Origin of the sequence: Chelatococcus sp. GCM10030263, assembly GCF_042666455.1 — a bacterium.
Taxonomy (GTDB): domain Bacteria; phylum Pseudomonadota; class Alphaproteobacteria; order Rhizobiales; family Beijerinckiaceae; genus Chelatococcus.
The window spans coordinates 917,373-934,039 of record NZ_JBHTDB010000003.1; the positions used below are offsets into that span (position 1 = coordinate 917,373).

General features: G+C 64.2%; 16 protein-coding genes. 8 read left to right on the forward strand and 8 right to left on the reverse strand.

Annotated elements, in window-relative coordinates:
- Positions 1-146 precede the first annotated feature (146 nt).
- From ACFQU1_RS08870 to ACFQU1_RS08885, 4 genes are all read right to left on the reverse strand, one after another.
- Complete coding sequence (locus tag ACFQU1_RS08870; protein ID WP_378131419.1) at positions 147-1,322, reverse strand: enolase C-terminal domain-like protein; 1,176 nt, start codon at positions 1,320-1,322, stop codon at positions 147-149.
- Positions 1,323-1,430: 108 nt separating this feature from the next.
- A complete protein-coding gene (locus ACFQU1_RS08875; RefSeq protein WP_378131421.1) occupies positions 1,431-2,705 on the reverse strand; it encodes a TRAP transporter large permease in 1,275 nt (424 codons plus the stop codon).
- Positions 2,706-2,708: 3 nt separating this feature from the next.
- Positions 2,709-3,194, reverse strand: a complete 486-nt coding sequence (locus ACFQU1_RS08880; protein ID WP_378131423.1) for a TRAP transporter small permease — start codon at positions 3,192-3,194, stop codon at positions 2,709-2,711.
- A gap of 66 nt (positions 3,195-3,260) precedes the next feature.
- Positions 3,261-4,259, reverse strand: coding sequence for a TRAP transporter substrate-binding protein (locus ACFQU1_RS08885; RefSeq protein ID WP_378131425.1), 999 nt, complete (start codon positions 4,257-4,259; stop codon positions 3,261-3,263).
- Between the two features lie 127 nt (positions 4,260-4,386).
- Between ACFQU1_RS08885 and ACFQU1_RS08890 the strand changes: the two genes are divergently transcribed.
- Positions 4,387-5,340, forward strand: a complete 954-nt coding sequence (locus ACFQU1_RS08890; protein ID WP_378131427.1) for an NAD(P)-dependent oxidoreductase — start codon at positions 4,387-4,389, stop codon at positions 5,338-5,340.
- A 4-nt stretch (positions 5,341-5,344) separates the two neighbouring features.
- Here the strand turns inward: ACFQU1_RS08890 and ACFQU1_RS08895 are convergent, their stop codons facing one another.
- Complete coding sequence (locus ACFQU1_RS08895) at positions 5,345-6,301, reverse strand: GntR family transcriptional regulator (protein WP_378131429.1); 957 nt, start codon at positions 6,299-6,301, stop codon at positions 5,345-5,347.
- A 271-nt stretch (positions 6,302-6,572) separates the two neighbouring features.
- Positions 6,573-7,373: an IclR family transcriptional regulator gene (locus tag ACFQU1_RS08900; RefSeq protein WP_378131642.1), complete on the reverse strand. Its 801-nt coding sequence runs from the start codon at positions 7,371-7,373 to the stop codon at positions 6,573-6,575.
- Positions 7,374-7,463: 90 nt separating this feature from the next.
- On the opposite strand from ACFQU1_RS08900, the gene ACFQU1_RS08905 reads away from it, so the two are divergent.
- The 7 genes from ACFQU1_RS08905 to ACFQU1_RS08935 all read left to right on the forward strand — a co-directional run bounded on the left by ACFQU1_RS08905 (position 7,464) and on the right by ACFQU1_RS08935 (position 14,670).
- Positions 7,464-8,468 carry a TRAP transporter substrate-binding protein gene (locus ACFQU1_RS08905; RefSeq protein WP_378131431.1) on the forward strand — a complete coding sequence of 335 codons (1,005 nt, stop codon included), beginning with the start codon at positions 7,464-7,466 and terminating at the stop codon, positions 8,466-8,468.
- A gap of 14 nt (positions 8,469-8,482) precedes the next feature.
- Positions 8,483-8,956 (forward strand): TRAP transporter small permease, encoded by a 474-nt coding sequence (locus ACFQU1_RS08910; protein ID WP_378131433.1) that lies wholly within the window; start codon positions 8,483-8,485, stop codon positions 8,954-8,956.
- Positions 8,956-10,245, forward strand: coding sequence for a TRAP transporter large permease (locus ACFQU1_RS08915; RefSeq protein ID WP_378131435.1), 1,290 nt, complete (start codon positions 8,956-8,958; stop codon positions 10,243-10,245). Before ACFQU1_RS08910 ends, ACFQU1_RS08915 begins: the two co-directional genes overlap by 1 nt.
- A 33-nt stretch (positions 10,246-10,278) precedes the next feature.
- Positions 10,279-11,463: an enolase C-terminal domain-like protein gene (locus ACFQU1_RS08920; RefSeq protein WP_378131437.1), complete on the forward strand. Its 1,185-nt coding sequence runs from the start codon at positions 10,279-10,281 to the stop codon at positions 11,461-11,463.
- Entirely contained in the window at positions 11,463-12,209 is a 747-nt protein-coding gene (locus ACFQU1_RS08925; RefSeq protein ID WP_378131439.1) for an SDR family NAD(P)-dependent oxidoreductase, read from the forward strand. Before ACFQU1_RS08920 ends, ACFQU1_RS08925 begins: the two co-directional genes overlap by 1 nt.
- 277 nt (positions 12,210-12,486) lie before the next feature.
- Positions 12,487-12,975, forward strand: coding sequence for a hypothetical protein (locus ACFQU1_RS08930; protein WP_378131441.1), 489 nt, complete (start codon positions 12,487-12,489; stop codon positions 12,973-12,975).
- 153 nt (positions 12,976-13,128) lie between these two features.
- A complete protein-coding gene (locus ACFQU1_RS08935; protein WP_378131443.1) occupies positions 13,129-14,670 on the forward strand; it encodes a thiamine pyrophosphate-binding protein in 1,542 nt (513 codons plus the stop codon).
- Between the two features lie 106 nt (positions 14,671-14,776).
- On the opposite strand, the gene ACFQU1_RS08940 is transcribed toward ACFQU1_RS08935, so the two are convergent.
- Together ACFQU1_RS08940 and ACFQU1_RS08945 are read right to left on the reverse strand one after the other, a co-directional pair.
- Positions 14,777-15,640, reverse strand: coding sequence for an alpha/beta fold hydrolase (locus ACFQU1_RS08940; protein ID WP_378131445.1), 864 nt, complete (start codon positions 15,638-15,640; stop codon positions 14,777-14,779).
- On the reverse strand, positions 15,641-16,651 hold the full coding sequence (locus ACFQU1_RS08945; RefSeq protein WP_378131447.1) for a TRAP transporter substrate-binding protein: 1,011 nt from the start codon (positions 16,649-16,651) through the stop codon (positions 15,641-15,643).
- Positions 16,652-16,667: the final 16 nt, after the last annotated feature.

Sequence of the window (16,667 nt, forward strand, 5' to 3'; positions counted from 1 at the left end):
CCCTTTAGGGTCGCCCTCCCGCCGCGCAGTGGCGACCGGCGTCTGCCGGATAGGCCTCGAGGACCCACGCCGGCCGATTTCGAGGTCGCCAACCCACGCTTCTCTCACGGGGTAAGATAAACCATAAGACAATCCTTAGAGGCGCCTCAACCCTTGTGCCCGAACCGTCTTTCGCCAACCTTGTGAGCCTCGATGTAGGTCCAGTCATACTGGACGCCAAGTCCGGGGCCGCTCGGAACCTCGACACAGCCGTCGCCACCGACGCAATCGAGCTGGTCGCTATAGCCGCACGTATAGACCGGCGCCACCATGTTGGGGCAATCGGGACCGACGAGCGCGACCTCGTAGAAATTCGAGTTGCGCATCGCCGACATCAGGTGCCGGTGAGCGGGACCGCAGGCGTGGATTTCGACATCGACACCGAGCGCTTCGCCCAAATGGGCTATCTTGAGCGCTCCTGTTATGCCCATGTCGTATTCCGGATCAACGCGCAGGTAGTCGGTTCCCCCCGCGATGATGAAGTCGGCTTTCGGCTCGATCCCGCGGACATATTCCGTAATGAGCAGCGGCGTCTTGATCATTTCGCGCAGTTTCTTATGTGCGAAGGCGGACTTCCCTGAGTCCCGAAACGGATCCTCGTACCAGAAGTAATTGGCCTCGTCGCATGCCTGTCCCACATAAAGCGCGTCCGAGAACTTGCGCAGCTGATTGGCCGGGTCGAGCATCAACGTCATGCGGTCGCCGACCACCTTGCCGACATGGAGCACGTTCTCCGCCTCCCGGCGCGCATCGCCGTCGTTCCAGCCGTGGATTTTGAAGGCGCGATATCCGATGTCGTAGCATTGCTCCGCGAAGGCGGCATAGGCTTCCTTCGAGTCGAGTCCGCCTTGGCTGTCGCCCAAATAGGTCGAAGCATAGGCAGGCAGGCGCTTGCGATAGCCGCCGATCAGCTCGCTAACGGGCACGCCGTATTTCTTGCCGGCGAGGTCCCAAAGGGCGATATCCAACGGGCCGTGGCCCATGCTCGACCATTGGCGCAACTCGCGCTTCAGGTCGTCGAACAGCCCCTCCCGCTCGAGCGGATCGCGACCGAGCAAGAAGGGGGCGAGCATCTCCATTTCACCGCGGGTCGCCGGACTGGCGCACCAGTTGGTTACATATTCACCGCGCAGGTCGTCATCCGTCTCGATCGCGATCGCGTTCTTGACGACCTGGATTGACGATCCGCGCTTGAAGCCGACCATCTGGCCAAAGCCGATCCGGCTGAGATTGGGGGCCTCGAACTCGAAATCGGTGATGGTGACGCTGGTGATCTTGCTCATGGCGTGCCTCGTCTGTCGATCGGCGCGGCTTGCGCCGCAAAGGGCATCGAGAGGCATCGCGATACCGATGCCGGAATATGCCAGGCCGCACTCACCGGATTGCTATTGCTAGAAGATGACGCTGGGAAGCCAGAGTGAAACGGCCGGCACATAGGTTACGAGAAGGAGAAGAAGCAGGAATGCGATGTAGAACGGCACGGACGCTTTCTGGAAAGCGACCGTGGAGACCTTGCCTATCGCGCAAGTCGTGAACATCAAGATACCGAATGGCGGTGTGATCGTGCCCAGCAGCAGGTTAGCCGTGACCATCACACCGAAATGCACGAGATCGACCCCAAGAGCCTTCATCAAGGGGACCAGTGCCGGCACGACGATGAGCAGGATCGAGGTCGATTCCATCACCATGCCGAGCAGGAGCAGCACAAGATTGACGACAAGCAGGACAACCGCGGGGCTGACCGACAACGCCGTTGCAGCGTCGAGGAGGGCGAGCGGCACCTGCTCGGCCGTGAGAATCCAGCCAAAGGGATAGGCGGCGGCCACGACGAACATGATCGACATGGACGTCCGGACAGTCTCCTGCACGGCGCCGACCATGATTGGCAGGTTGAGCGACCGGTATACCAGCAGGCCGACCAGAAGCGCATAGCCGACCGCGACCGCGGCCGCCTCGGTCGCGGTAAAGGCGCCGATCACGATGCCGCCGAGAATGACAACCGGCATGACCATCGCCCAGACCGCATCCAGAAAGGACTGCCAGACCTCCTGTGACGTTGCGCGCTTTGCGACCACGCCATAGCTGTTACGTCGGGAAATGATGTAGATCGTAACGAACATAAAGACGCCGACGAGAATGCCCGGAATGGCACCCGCCACGAAAAGGCGGTTGATCGAGACATTGGCGAGCCAGCCGTACACAATGAACATGATGCTCGGCGGGATCAGCGGCCCCATCGTGGCTGCGAAGGCACAGATCGAGGCCGAGAAGGCGCGTGGATAGCCGAGGCGTTCCATCTCCGGAATGGCAACACGGCTCAGGGCGGCTGCGTCGGCAATCGCCGAACCGGAAGTCCCGGCCATCACCATCCCGACGGACACCACCACGTGACCGAGCGCGCCGGGGATGCGCCCCAGCAAAAGCTCTGCAAACCGGAACAGCCGGTTGGTCATGCCCGTCGCATTCATCAGGTTTCCGGCCAGAATGAACAGCGGGATTGCGAGCAGGGGGAAAGACTGCGTGGTCGCAATGATGCGGCTCGCCACGATATCGAGCGGGACGCCAGCGAGAACAAAATAGACGAGTGAGGCGGCGAGCAGCGCGAAGGCTACCCGCACCCGCAGGAGCATCAGGCCGATGAAGACCGCGAGGACAATCCAGAACATGAGCTAGATCCCCTCTTCCGGCTGCGCTGTCGTTTCGCGCCCCATGATGGAGAGGAGGCAGAGGCGGATCATGTGGACTGTGATCAGCAGGAAGCCAACGGGGGCAGCGGCGTTGTAGGCGGCACTCGACAGGCGGAAGATCGGGGTCACCATCGGCGCTGCCCCGACGGTGTAGCGCCAGGAGACCCATACGAGCACGGCCGAGACAATGGCGGCGACGGCAGCTGCCAAAGCCTCGGAAAAATGATGAAAACCGCTGCCCGGTCTTGGCGCTATCAGGTCGATCAGCACGTGCCCATTCTCGCGGGCGCAGATCGCTGCACCGAAAAACATCAACCAGGCAAAAGCGATAAGGCTCGTCTCCTCGGTCCAGGACAGAGGGTAATTCAGGACGTAGCGGAAAATCACGCCGATGAGAACGACCGCACTGAGAACGACGAGAGCCGTGCCTGCGATGAAGTTTTCGAGGCGAGCCAGTGCGCGCCACATGTGCGAACCTCCGTCAGAAAGGAAGGCGCCGCATCCGGTCCTGCCGTGCGGCGCGGCTTGCCCGAGCTATTTACCAGCGCTCTTGATGGCGGCTTCGAGGTCGCTATGCAGATTAGGGCTCCAGTTGCCCTTCAGGGTCTCATAGACGGAGAGGGTTGCGGCGCGGAAAGCGGCGCGGTCCACGTCTTCGACGATGGTGCCGCCGGCCTCGCGAATCTTGGCCAACTGGTCCCGCTCCGCTTTCTGCTGAAGCTCGGTATTGTGGGCGCCGGCCTTGGAGATTTCCTCCTGGAAGATCGTCTGCAGATCTTGCGGCAGAGACTGGAAGAACTTGTCGTTTACGATGATGAGGTTGCTCTGGAGAATGTGATGCGTGAGACTAACGACCTTGTTGACCTCGTAGAACCGCTGCGCCCAGATCGCGGGAACAGGATTTTCCTGACCATCGACGACGCCCTGCTGCAGCGCCGAGTAGATCTCCTGGAAATTCACGGTGGTCGGGTTGGCGCCGAGGGCCTTGAACATTTCGACAAAGATCGGAATGTTGGGCGCACGCATCTTGAGTCCGCGGAGATCCTCCGGCTTGCGGATCGGCCGGTTGGCCGTCATCTCGCGCCAGCCCCAGTACCAGAGCGGGTCGGCGATCCGGATGCCGGTCTCGGTGCGGAATTTCTCGTAGAGCTTCTGGCCGAACGGACCGTTCAGCACGGCCTTGGCAATATCCCAGTCGTTCCACAGGAATGGTCCGTTCAGGATCTGAAAATCGGCCATGATGTTGCCGAGCGCGCCGGGGCTCATGAAGGCGATCTGGACCGCCCCGAGACGCACACCCTGCACCACATCGGGCTCGCCGCCGAGCTGCTCGGAGGGATAAACCCGGACTTCCAGGCGGCCGTTCGAGCGGCTCTTGACTGCCTCGGCGAAGCGGTTTGCCGCAAGGGTGGCGGGCTGGTCCGGTGCGACGCTGACCGAAAACCGCGCCTGATAGTCGGCGGCGGCAGCCGCACCGGCCATCAACACGCTCGCCAGGATGAGGGGCAGACGTCGCACAGCGTTCTTCAGCATGGCTTCCTCCCGTACGAGGTCAGGTGATCCTGAGCCGCAGCCTTATGGCTGTCATTGCGTTCCGCTCGTACGAGTGTAACTGTGGCAGAAATGATCTTCGCATGCAAGAAGCACTTAGGAGGGACGCGTGGACAAGCAGATCGCGATCGGGGCGGCATGGAGCGGCGCGCTGCTGGAGCGACTGAGGGCCGCCTTGCCGGGCTGGTCGGTCATCGCCGATGCCGGGGCCGATCCGGCGGCGGCCCGGGCCGCAACGGTGCTCGTGCCGTTTCACATGCCCGTCGGGCGGGAGTTCCTGGCCGGCAGCCGCATTCGGCTCGTGCAGCAATTCGGGGTGGGTCTCGATCCGGTCGACCTCGAAGCGGCGCATTCCTTGGGCATTGCCGTTGCCAATGCCCCTTCGGAGGTCTCGGGCATGGCCGCCTCGGTGGCAGAGGGCGCCGTGCTCCTCACCCTCTCCTGCATGCGGCTGCCGAGTGTGCAGGCGGCGAGCCTCGCAGCCGGTGAGTGGAACTGGCGCATGCCGCTCAACCGGGGCCTCGCCGGGCGGCGGGCGGGACTCATCGGATTCGGCTCCATCGGCAAGGCGATCGCCCGCCGGCTCGCGGCGTTCGACATGCGCCTCGTGGCGGTGCGTCGCTCGGGCGGAACGGACGATGCCGCCGGCTTTCCGTTCGACTGGATCGGCGGGCCAGAGCGGATCGAGGAGCTCGCTTCCACGTCCGACGTCGTGGTGATCTCCGCCCCGTTGACCGCAGAAACGCGCGGGCTGTTCGATGCAGCGCTGATCGGCCGGATGCGCCCGGAGGCGAGCATCGTGAATGTCGGTCGCGGCCCAATCCTCGATGAAGCAGCGCTGCTCGCAGCCCTCGACGCCGGCCGTGTTCACGCGGCCGGTCTCGATGTGCTCTCGGCCGAGCCGCCGCCTGCGGATTCGCCGCTCCTGTCTCATCCGAGGATTGTGTTGACGCCGCACGATGCGGGCGTATCCGATCAGGCTTTCGACGGCGTCGCGAGGATTATCGCCGATAATCTGGGCCGGCTCGAAACCGGGCAGCCGCTGAAGTTCCGGGTCGTGTGAGCGATCATGGGTCCTCCCGGACCATGTAGGGCGGCGGCTCCCACCCGATCGGGCCCTGATCGAGCGTGGCCCGCACGACCTCGAAAGCGGCGTGCAGATGCGCTTCCAGGGCGCTCGCGGCGGCTGACACGTCCCCGGCCGCGAGCGCTTCCAGCACCTCCAGGTGCTCGACCACCGTCTTCGCCATGACGGTCGCACGCTCGCTATTGAGCGACCGGTTGGTCGCCATCAGCGGCAGTTGGCTACGACGGATGGCCTCGGCCATCTGCGGGCTGGGGCAGCGCAGGACGATGTCGCGGTGCAGATCCCGCTCCATCCGGTCGAGCTCGTGGATCGTGATGCTGCCGCCCTCCAGCGCCGCCGCTGCACGCTTGCGGCTGCGTTCGACGAGGCCGGGCGGCAACAGCGGCGCCGCCTGTTCGAGCGCGCGCGGCTCGAGAATCCAACGCATCTCGTAGTGGTCGCGCAGACCGCAGATCGTCAGGGAGCGGGCATACCAGCGAGAGGATTGCTGCCGCACGAGGCCGAGCCTCTCGAGGCGCACCAGCGTCTCGTGCGCGATGGTGCGGCTCACGCCGTAATGCAGCGCGAGCCGGCTCGCATTGATGGCGAAGCGCCCGAATGGCAGGCAGGCGGCAATCTCCTGCTCCACAGCAGGATAGAACTGCGAGCGCCAGCTTCGGGTCACGACCGCCTTGGTGACACTTCGCGGCAGCTTCAGCCCTGCCGCTTCCAGATCCTCTCTGAAGGGGATGCCGGCCTGGCCGACCACATAGCCGCGCCCCGGTCCGACGCGAATGATTTTTTCGTTGCTCAGAGCCTCCAACGCGGCCGCGACCGGCGTTCGGCTGAGCCGGAATAGGCGCGCGACCGTTGCCACTTCGAGGATGAGCCCGTCCGGCAGACGATGGCTCTCGATGCTGCGCTTCAGCGTGTTGTAGACGATCTCCGAAAGCCGCATTTTGCACGCCGGGCCAGGAGCGGGCCCCCATGCCCGCTCGCCAGTGCGGCGAATACACAACCGCCTCGTCTGCTGCAAGCGCGGTCAAGCGGAGGCTGCGGCCGTCGACCTTCGCCACACGCTGAGGCAACGGCGACGATCCCAATATTCCCGCCGCGTCGTGACCGGACCACCTCCCACAGATAGCGAAGGGGCTCACTGTGCCCGCCCTCCGATCGCCGAGGATCGCCGGCCGGCACCCTGCGCGCCGCCAGCTATACGCAGAATGCTTTTATTGCCCTTCGCCGAGCGAGCTCCTGTCCCGCTCGTTCCAATAAGGGTCACCCCAAAGCTCGCCGATCTCTGCAGCGGCGGCCGTAAGCGCGGCGGCGATGTCGGCCTGCTCCAGCGGGGCTACCGCCTCGCGCGCATAGCACACTGCAAATCCCGTCGTCCGCCCCGGCGAGATCCGCACCGCAACACCGATGGCGCCGACCCCGACCACGCGATCGTCGAGCCGCGCATAGCCACGCTGCCGCGCCTCTTGCAGCTCGCCGAGCATGGCCTCGCGGGTCGTATCGACGTCGCGCGACTCGTAGACGAGACGTTTCGGAAGCAGGGCGGCAAGCTCCTGCTTATCGAGCCGCGCGAGCAGCGCTTTGCCGACCGCGGTGGCATAGGCCGGGACTTTTGAGCCGGGCTCAAGGATGAAGCGCAGCGGATAGGAACCCTGGTGGCAGCGCAGGATCACGAGATCGATCCCCTGCAGGACCCCGACATAGGCTGTGGCCGGGTGGCGCTTCACGAGGTCCAGGCACACCGCGTCAATCTGATCCTCAGCGGGGACGCCGTCCCGATACAGGCTGCCGAGCCGGAACAGTTCGGGGCCTGCGCGAAAGCCTCGCTCGCCGCTTGCGTGCTCGATGAAATCGGCCCGGACAAGCTCGTTGAGAAGACGGGACACTGTGCTTTTTGGCAGGTTCAGTTCGCGCGCAACCTCACTGACGCGAAGTAATGTCCGCTCGCGGCCCAAGGACGAAACGATGCGTAGTGCGGTGGTGAGAGAGCTCATTTGTCCCGTATATAGCAACATTGTTCTTTTCTGTGGTACATGATTGCATTCCCCTTTGTCCAGACGTACGGTCTGCAGCAAAGCTCATCGAAGCTGATGGAGGGAATGCTCATGACCATCCGGAACTTTGCTGTTTCGCGTCGCACCGCGCTTTTCGCTGCGGGAGCCGTTGCAGCCGGCGTGATCGGCTCACGCAGCGCACGGGCTCAAGCCAAGACGATCCGCCTCGCCCACCACGTCACCACCGATTCCGACCAGCAGCGCGCAGCCGAGCGCTTTCGCGATTTGCTGAAGACCTATACAAACGGCGCGCTCACGGTTCAGATCCTGCCCGCGGGCCAGATGGGCGGCCAGCGCGAAATCATCGAAGCGGTGTCGCTCGGCACGCTGGAGATGGGCTACGGAGAATCAGGTCTCTACGCCAATTATGTCAAGCGCTTCGGCCTTCTGGCCCTCCCCTATCTCTACCGTAACGCGGACCACTGGGCTGCCGTGGTCACCGGCCCGATCGGGAAAGAGCTCGGTGATGAGCTCGTCGGCAAAGCGGGGCTAAGGATCGTCAACTGGATCAACGCCGGCTACCGCAACACCTTCCTCCGCACTCGCGCCGTCAAGGTTCCGTCCGACTTCAAGGGCCTCAAGATCCGGGTCCCGGAATCACCGGTCTTCGTGCGCACCTTCTCGACTTTCGGAGCGACACCCACCCCAATTCCCGCACCGGAAATGTACACGTCCCTGCAGACCGGCGTCGTTGACGCCATGGAGGGCTCGCCGGAGGTCGGTTATACGTTCAAAATGTTCGAAGTTACAAAATTCCTGTCGAAGACGGAGCACATCCTTCTGGACGGCAGCTTCGCGATTAACGAGACCTTTTTCAAGAGCCTGCCGGCCGATCAGCAGTCCGCTTTAATGCGCGCCGCCGCCGAGGCCGGTGAGACGCAGCGCAAGGAGCAGCCTGCGCGCGACAAGGCGTGGTTCGACAAGCTCACCGCGGGCGGTATGATTGTGAACGACATCGACCGCCCAGCGTTCCAGGATGCGGTCAAGGCGCTCCAGGACGACTTCGCCAAAGAAGCGGGTGCGGGCGCTCTCCTGGCCCAGATCCGCAGCGCCTGAGCCAGAGCCGACCGGTGATTTCAACGATAGCGCAGCGCGGCTTTGCCGCCCTCGGAGCAGTCGTGGTCGCGCTCTTTGCGATCATGATGGCCCTGACTTTTCTACAGGTCCTGAACCGCTACGCCCTCGGCTTTCAGCTCTTCTGGACCGAGGAAGTCATTCGACTGCTGCTTGTCTGGGTGGTGTTGCTCGCGACGCCGATCAGCCTGTTTCGGCGGGACGAGATCGTCGTGGATCTCCTCGACCTGCGCAGCCGCGGCCTCATGCGCGCCAAGGGGGCAATCGCAGTCGGCGCCTCTATCGCGTTCTGTGCTGTGCTCGCGTGGTGGGGCTATGCCTTCGCGCTGCGCGGATTGCCGGCGGAGTCGCCGACGCTCGGTATATCGCGGGTCTGGTTCTACGCGCCAATTCCGATCGGCGCCGCGCTCTCGATTATTGCCTTGCTCTGCCGGGGCGAGCGCCGCGAGCCCGCCGAGGAGCTCGTCTGATGATCGTCGGTCTGATGTTCGCCCTATTTGCGATCCTGCTCGCTTTCGGCGTGCCGATCGCTTTCGCGATGGGGCTCAGCGCTGTGGCGGCCCTGCTGATAGACGGGTCCGTTCCGCTTCTGGTTCTGCCGCAGCGCGTGTTCAGCTCGCTCGACAGCTTTGGGCTTCTGGCCATTCCGCTCTACATCTTCGCCGGGGAACTCATGAACCTCGGCGGCGTGACCTCGGCGATCGTGCAGTTTGCCCGCTCGCTCGTAGGCCATCTGCGCGGCGGTCTCGGTCAGGTCAACATTGTCACCAGCATCATTTTCGCCGGCATCTCGGGCTCCGCTGCTGCCGACTGCGCCGCCGTCGGGAGCATGCTGCTGCCGGCCATGGCGCGGGAGGGCTACAAGCGCGAATGGTCGGTGGTGATCACGGCCGCCGCCTCCATCCTCGGCCCCATCATCCCGCCAAGCATCCTGATGGTACTCTACGGATCGATGACCGGTCTTTCCATCGGGACCCTGTTTCTCGCCGGCATCATTCCCGGCTTGATTATGGCCGCGGCCATGATGATCCTGGTCTACGTCAAGGCCGATGCCATCGGCGCTCCGCGCTATCCCCGCGCTTCGCTGCCGGAAATCGGCGCCTCCTTCGGCAAGGCTGCGCCGGCGCTCGTAATGCCGGTGCTCATCATCGGCGGCATTCTGTCGGGGGTGTTCACCCCAACAGAGGCCGGCATCGTCGCGGTGGCCTATGGACTGCTCTACGGCTTTGCGACACGCCAGCTCAAGCCCGGGCCCGTCTATCACTTCGCCCTTCGCGGCGCAATTTCCACCGCCAGCATTCTGATCATCCTAGGCAGCGCCTCGCTGTTCAGCTGGATCATCGCCCGGGCCGGCATTCCCGACGCGATTGCCGCCTGGCTGTCGTCCTTCACCACGAACGGCGCCGTGGTGCTTTTGATCATCGTGCTGATCCTGCTCGTGATCGGCATGTTCATCGAGACGATCTCCGCGCTGATCCTGGTCGTGCCCGTGCTGGCGCCGATCGGCAATACCTACGGTTTCGACCCCATCCATTTCTCGATCGTGACCATCGTGGCGGTGTTGCTCGGCGCGCTGACCCCGCCGGTTGCGGTGCTGTTGCTGCTCGCTTGCAAGATCGGTGGGGTCGAATACGCGAAGGCGATGCGACCGCTCGTGCCCTTTTTGATGGTCCTAAGCATCGGTCTCCTCGCGATCATGTACTGGCCAGATCTGACGCTTTGGCTGCCGAGAGTGGCCATGGGTTATGGCGCGCCCTGAGGCGCCCCGTTCGACAATGCGAGGAAAGGTCCCATGAGTATCATCACTGAAATCGAGGTCATTCCCTTCACATTCCAGGTGGCGGATCTTGGGCTCGGAGAGCACCGGGCCATGGGTGTCAGCAACCTCCTTTATCAGAAGGGCGCTAGACTCGATGTCATGCGCTACGCCGTGCGGCTCGCCACGCGCGACGGGGTGGAAGGCCATTACGTGACCCACTGGGTCGGCACTCAGTCGGCCCTCGGCCAGACGCTGATGCTCGCGCCACATTTGCTCGGCCGCAATGCCGAACATCGCGAAGAAATCTACGACGATCTGAAACGCGAGGCGCGCGCATATGATCATATGGGCCACGGCCCGCTCGATATCGCGCTGTGGGATCTCGTCAGCAAGAAATATGGCATGTCCATTGCCACCATGCTCGGCGCGTACAAGACCCGGCTGCCGACCTATGCCAGCACCCATCATGGCCAGGACGAGCCTGGCGGTCTCGATAGTGTCGAGGCCTTCGCCGAATACGCCACGGCCTGCCGCGACCAGGGCTTTCCCGGCTTCAAAATTCACGGCTGGCACGACGGCAACAAGAAGCGCGAGGCCGCCGTCGTGCTGAAGGCGCGGGAGGCAGTTGGGGATACCATGGAGATCATGGTCGATCCCGGTTGTGAGCTGCGCACCTGGGCCGACGCGCTTTATGTCGGCCGGGCTTGCGACGAGGCCGAATGTCTCTGGTATGAAGACCCCTACCGCGACGCCAGCGTGTCCGTGCAGGGTCAGCGCATGCTGCGCGAAAAGCTGAAGACGCCGCTCCTGGTAAGCGAGCATATCCGCGGCCCCGAACAGAAAGCAGCGTTCGCGCTCGCCGGCGGCTGCGATATGATCCATACGGATCCGGAATACGACCTCGGCATCACCGGGCTCATGAAGATCGCGCATATGGCGGAGTCGATAGGCATGGACATCCAGGTTCACGCCTGCGGTCCGGCGCACCGGGCCTGCGTGGCCGCCATCCGCAACACGCATTTCTACGAGCTTGCACTTGTCGGGCCCGGCATGCCGAACCTCGTTCCCCCGGTCTATACCTGCGGCTATTCCGACCAGCCGGAATCGGTAGGGAGGGACGGGTGCCTGCCGGTGCCGACTGGTCCTGGTCTCGGGGTCACCTACGATTGGGAGTTCATCCGCAAGAACGCCCTTTCCGTCCACGCCTGGAAGCTGTGATGCGGGCTCTCGTCGTCGGCGGAGGGACCGGGCTGGGCCTTGCTTCCGCCAAAGCGCTCGTCGCGGCAGGCGGGCGGGTGTTCTTGACCGGCCGGCGCAAGGAGGTGCTGGCCGCGGTCGAAACCGATCTCGGCGCCGGCGCGGCCGGCCACGCGGCCGGCGATGCGACTGACGAGGCCGATGTGCAGCGGATCGTATCCGATGCCGTCGCGCATCTCGGCAGCATCAACTGTCTCGTCGTCAGCGCCGGGGCGACCGCCATCGGCTCGGTGGCCGACGCGGAGCTGGAAGACGTGCGGCGCGTGCTCGACGCAAACCTGCTCCCGACGTACCTCTTCACGAAGCACGTCCTGCCGCACATGCCGGATGCCGGCGGCTCGGTGATCGTCATCGCCTCGATCGCCGGCAGCGTTCCGCATCCCGAGCGCCTCGCCTATTGCACCGCGAAGGCCGGCGTGATCGGCATGGTCAAGCAGATGGCGCTCGACCTTGCCGCACGCCGGATCCGCGTGAACGCGGTCAGCCCGAGCCTCGTGCTGACGGATCTCACGCGTGAGGCGATCGGCAGGGCGGCCGATCCTGCGGCCACGCTCGAGCGGCGCCGCAGCCGCCATCCGCTTGGCCGGCTCGGCACGGCCGAAGAGGTGGGAGCGGCGGTCGCCTATCTCGCGTCCGATCTGGCGGGTTGGACCACCGGCCACGATATCCGGATCGACGGTGGGCTGTCGCTCGCCTCCATGTACTGAATGCAATGAGCGCAACCCCTCGCGCCTTAACGGCGCGGCGGTCTTTCCAACCATCGTCGCCGGTGCTGAAGGGCTTTGTTGAGCAGGTCGGCCGTCGCGGGCGTTGTCGCCTTGGCCGACGGCCGTGGCGTTCACTTCCCTTTTAACAGCATCGAGGATCAATTGCCGCTCTGCCGCCTCTACGCCGAGAAGCAAGGCTGGGCCATCATACGGCAAGGCGATCCAAGCCGTCCTTGATGGGGGGCCCGGAACTGCGCTGAAGGATAAGATCGGCGCCTTGGAGGCGCGAAAGGCGGAGCTGAAAGACCAGCTCGCGAATGCGGAAGAGCCGCCGCCCCTTCTGCATCCGAACATGGCCGAGGTCTACCACCATCGAATCTCGACGCTCTACGGCGATCTCCAGAATGAGGAGACGACGGCTCAGGCGGCGCTGACCTTCCGTTCTCTTGTCGACCAGATCGAACTGGTCCCCGAGGGCAAGGACCTGCAGATCATGCTGCGCGGCGACTTGGCGGCGATCCTGCGGTTCGCCGCCAACAAGAAAAACCCCGGCGTCCTTTCGGACGCCGGGTTTTGGGGTGCCTTGCTTTCGCAAGAACCGATGATTGCGGGTTTCAGCATCCGCGAAGGGATGCGATATTCATGCGCTCGAATGTCGTGGTGGACGGCGGCTTCACAGCCTGGTAGGGGCGGCGCCCGTGTGGGGGTGTTGAGGTGGTTAACGCAAAAAGGCCGTCCCTTTGTGTGGGGACGGCCTTTTTTGTGATTTGGTTGCGGGGACACGCAACACCCGATCCCGGCGAAATGGAACGTCTGTTCCAGGGATTGGGGTATCGCAAAAATCGTGGGTTGCGAAGGCTCGCAAAACCCGATTCTTGCGATTGGTCGAGCAGACCATTCCCCGGTGACCGAGCAGCCGATGGCGGCGATCGTGCACAGCAATGTCGGTCTGATGCATGCGACCATGGCCGTATTCAACGCCTGGTGCGACCGGGTGCCGATGGTGATCGTCGGCGCGACGGGACCGGTGGATGCCGCCAAGCGCCGGCCCTGGATCGACTGGATCCACACGGCCCGCGATCAGGGCGCGCTGCTGCGCCCCTATACGAAATGGGACGACCAGCCCGCCTCCGTGGAGGCAGCGGTGGAATCCTTTCTGCGCGCCCACCAGATGGCGAATAGCTACCCCAAGGGGCCGACCTATATCTGCCTCGATGCCGGGCTCCAGGAAATGAAGCTCGGCGAGCGCCCGGCAATCCCCGATCCGCAGCGTTATCGGCCGGGGCCGCCGACCGTGCCGTCACCGGAGGTCATCGGCCAGATTGCCGGCCATCTCCTGCGCGCCAAGCGGCCGATCATCCTGGCCGGGCGCGTGAGCCGCAAGGAAAAGGCTTGGGACGAGCGCATTCGCCTCGCCGAGGCGCTCGATGCGGTCGTGCTCACCGACCTCAAGGCGCCGGCGGCTTTTCCAACCAGTCACCGCCTGCATGGCGCGCCGGCCGGCACCTTCCTCAATCCGGATGCCGCCGCGCTCCTGCGAGAGGCCGACGTGGTGCTGAGCCTCGACTGGATCGACCTCGCCGGCACGCTCAAGGCCGCCTGGGGGCAGGACACCGTCTCGGCCACGGTCATCCACATCTCCGGCGACCAATATGTCCATAACGGCTGGAGCATGGACCACCAGGGGCTGCCGCCGGCCGATATTCTGGCGCTGGCGGAGCCGGACCCGACGATCTCGCTCGTGCTGCCCGCCGTCGAGCGGTCCGGCGCGCGCCCTGCCTCGGCCTGGCCGGCGCGGCCTGCGCCGATCGCCCCGCCGGTGCTGGCCGCCCATGCGTCCGACGAGCCGCTGAGTGTTCCTACCCTGGCCGCCGCACTTGCCGAGGCGGTCGATGCGGAGGAGGTCTGCCTCATCCGCGGCCCGCTGTCCTGGGCCGGCAAGCTGTGGACCATCGAACACCCGCTGGACTATCTCGGCATCGACGGCGGCGCAGGCCTCGGCTCGGGGCCGGGCATGGCGATCGGCGCGGCGCTCGCACTCAAGGGCACCGGTCGCCTGCCGATCGCCGTCTTCGGCGACGGGGACTTCATGATGGGCTCATCGGCAATCTGGACCGCGGTGCATTATCGCATCCCCGTGCTGATCGTCGTCGCCAACAACACGTCCTTCTTCAATGATGAGCTGCACCAGGAGCGCATGGCGCGCCAGCGCGGCCGAGTCGTCGACAACAAGTGGATCGGTCAGCGCATGGCGGATCCCGACATCGACCTCGGCATGGTTGCGCGGGCGCAAGGGGCTGTGGGCATCGGTCCGGTCACCGACCTCGCCGAGCTCAGGGAGAGCCTTGCCCAAGCCATTGCCGCCCTCAAGGAGGGCCGGACAGTCGTCGTCGACGTGCGCGTGCTGCCGGGCTACGACCCCGGAACGACCAAGGCCATGGCGCAAGTCTCGAGCGAATGAGGGGAAGCGCCGCGTCGGGCCAATCGACGCGGCGCAGTCTTCCGACTGTGTGTCGGCAGGATCTATTGGTGGTCCCGGCTTTTGACGATCCGGAACCTATTCAGTCCTACAGGCCTGCCGAAGCCTCCATCACGAACCGATCGAGTTCCCGGTTATAGCGCGTGGCGTTCTCATAGAACGGCGCGTGGCCGCAGTCGTCGTACCAAGAGATAGCCGCACCGCTGGTTGCATCGCTCGTCATCTGCGCCGCTTGGGGCAGGATGAGCTGGTCGAGCAGCCCATGGGTGATCAGCACCGGCACCTTCACCTTGCCGAGTGCCTCGCGGGTTGCCTCGGGGTCGGTCGACCAGCCGGCGATCGCCTCGCGCACGGCGCGTGGCACGAGCATGTTGAAGGCGATCGCCTCCAACAGATCGTCGCCGACCGGCGGTTTGGCATAGCAGTTGCGCAGGAAGTCGATCTCCGCCCGCAACCGATCCGGCAGATCGAGCCCGTTGCTCGCCTGGATCGCGCGTGACCCCGGACCGACGATGCTCGGATCCTCAATCGGGCGCGTAGACAGGAAATTGATCCCGCCCAAGGCGCGATCGCCGTAATGCATCAGATACTGGCGCACCACGCGGCCGCCGAGCGACCAGCCGACGAGAACGGGGCGGTTGAGGCGCTTGGCCTCGATCACCGCCTGCACGTCGTCGGCCCAGACCTCACTGCGCTGGTAAAAGCTGTCTTCGAGCGGCTTTTGCGAGCCGCCATGACCGCGCAGATCGAATGCGACCAGCCGGAAGCGGTCGGCAAGGACGCTCGCTATCTGCCGCTTGAACGACAGATAGCATTGCGCGGCTCCGTGAATGAAGAGGATTTCCGCACCCTGCGGATTGCCCCATTCACGCACGGAGAGTTCGACCCCGTCGGGCGCCCGGACCAGGGCTTCCCGGCCGGCGGCCCCGTGAGACCGTGCAGCCTCGGCCATTCAGCTCAGCTTTCCGACATATTTCTCGAGAAGCGTCCAGGCGTCGTCGCCGAACTTGGCCTTCCATTCGGTGTAGAAGCCGGCCTTCGTCAGGGCCGCGCGAAATGTGTCGGGTGTCGTATCGTTGAAGACCATGCCTTTCGACTCGATGAGACCTTTGACGGAGTCGTTGAGCGCGGCCACGTCTTTGCGCTGATCAAGCCCGGTCTCGTTCAGGCTCTCCGCGACGATCTTCTTCAGATCGGCCGGCAGAGCCGCCCAAGCCTTGTTGTTGCAGCAGATCCAATATCCGTCCCAGACGTGGTTGGTCATCGAGACGTATTTCTGCACCTCATAGAGTTTGCCGGCCTCGACCTGCGACAGCGGGTTCTCCTGACCATCCACGATATGGGTCTGCAGGGCCGAATAGACTTCGGCATATTGCATGCCGACGGGGGCCGCCTTGAGCGCCCGGAACATGCTGATGAGGCTCGGTGCGATCGGAGTGCGAAGTTTCATTCCTTCCAGGTCGGTCGCGACCTTGACCGGATGATTGCTCGTCGTGACCTGCCGAAACCCGAGATCCCAGATCCGCTCCATGGGATAGAGATTGGTCTTGGCAATGATCTGATCGCGGACGAAACGGCCGAGATCACCATCCATCGCCGCCCAGACCTGGTCGTAATTGGCGAAGATGAAGCCCATTGCGTTGACGGCCGTGACGGGCAGGATGCCCGACAGGATCTGGCCGGTCGGCTGGCAGAACTCGATGGCGCCGCTGCGCGCCTGCTGCAGGATGTCATTGTCGCCGCCGAGCTGACTATCCGGAAAGACCTGGAATTCCATGCGCCCGTTCGAGGCGCGCCCGATCTTTTCGCCGGCCTCGATCAGCCGCTTGTTGAAGGGATGGGCCGAGGGCGTGCTCGTGCCAATCTTGTAGGAAAATTCGGCCGCTTTGGCATATCGCGGCAGCGCGACGGCGGATACGGCGGCTGCCGCACCTGCGGTAAAGGCTCGACGTGTCGGCTTCATGGTTGGATCCTCCCCA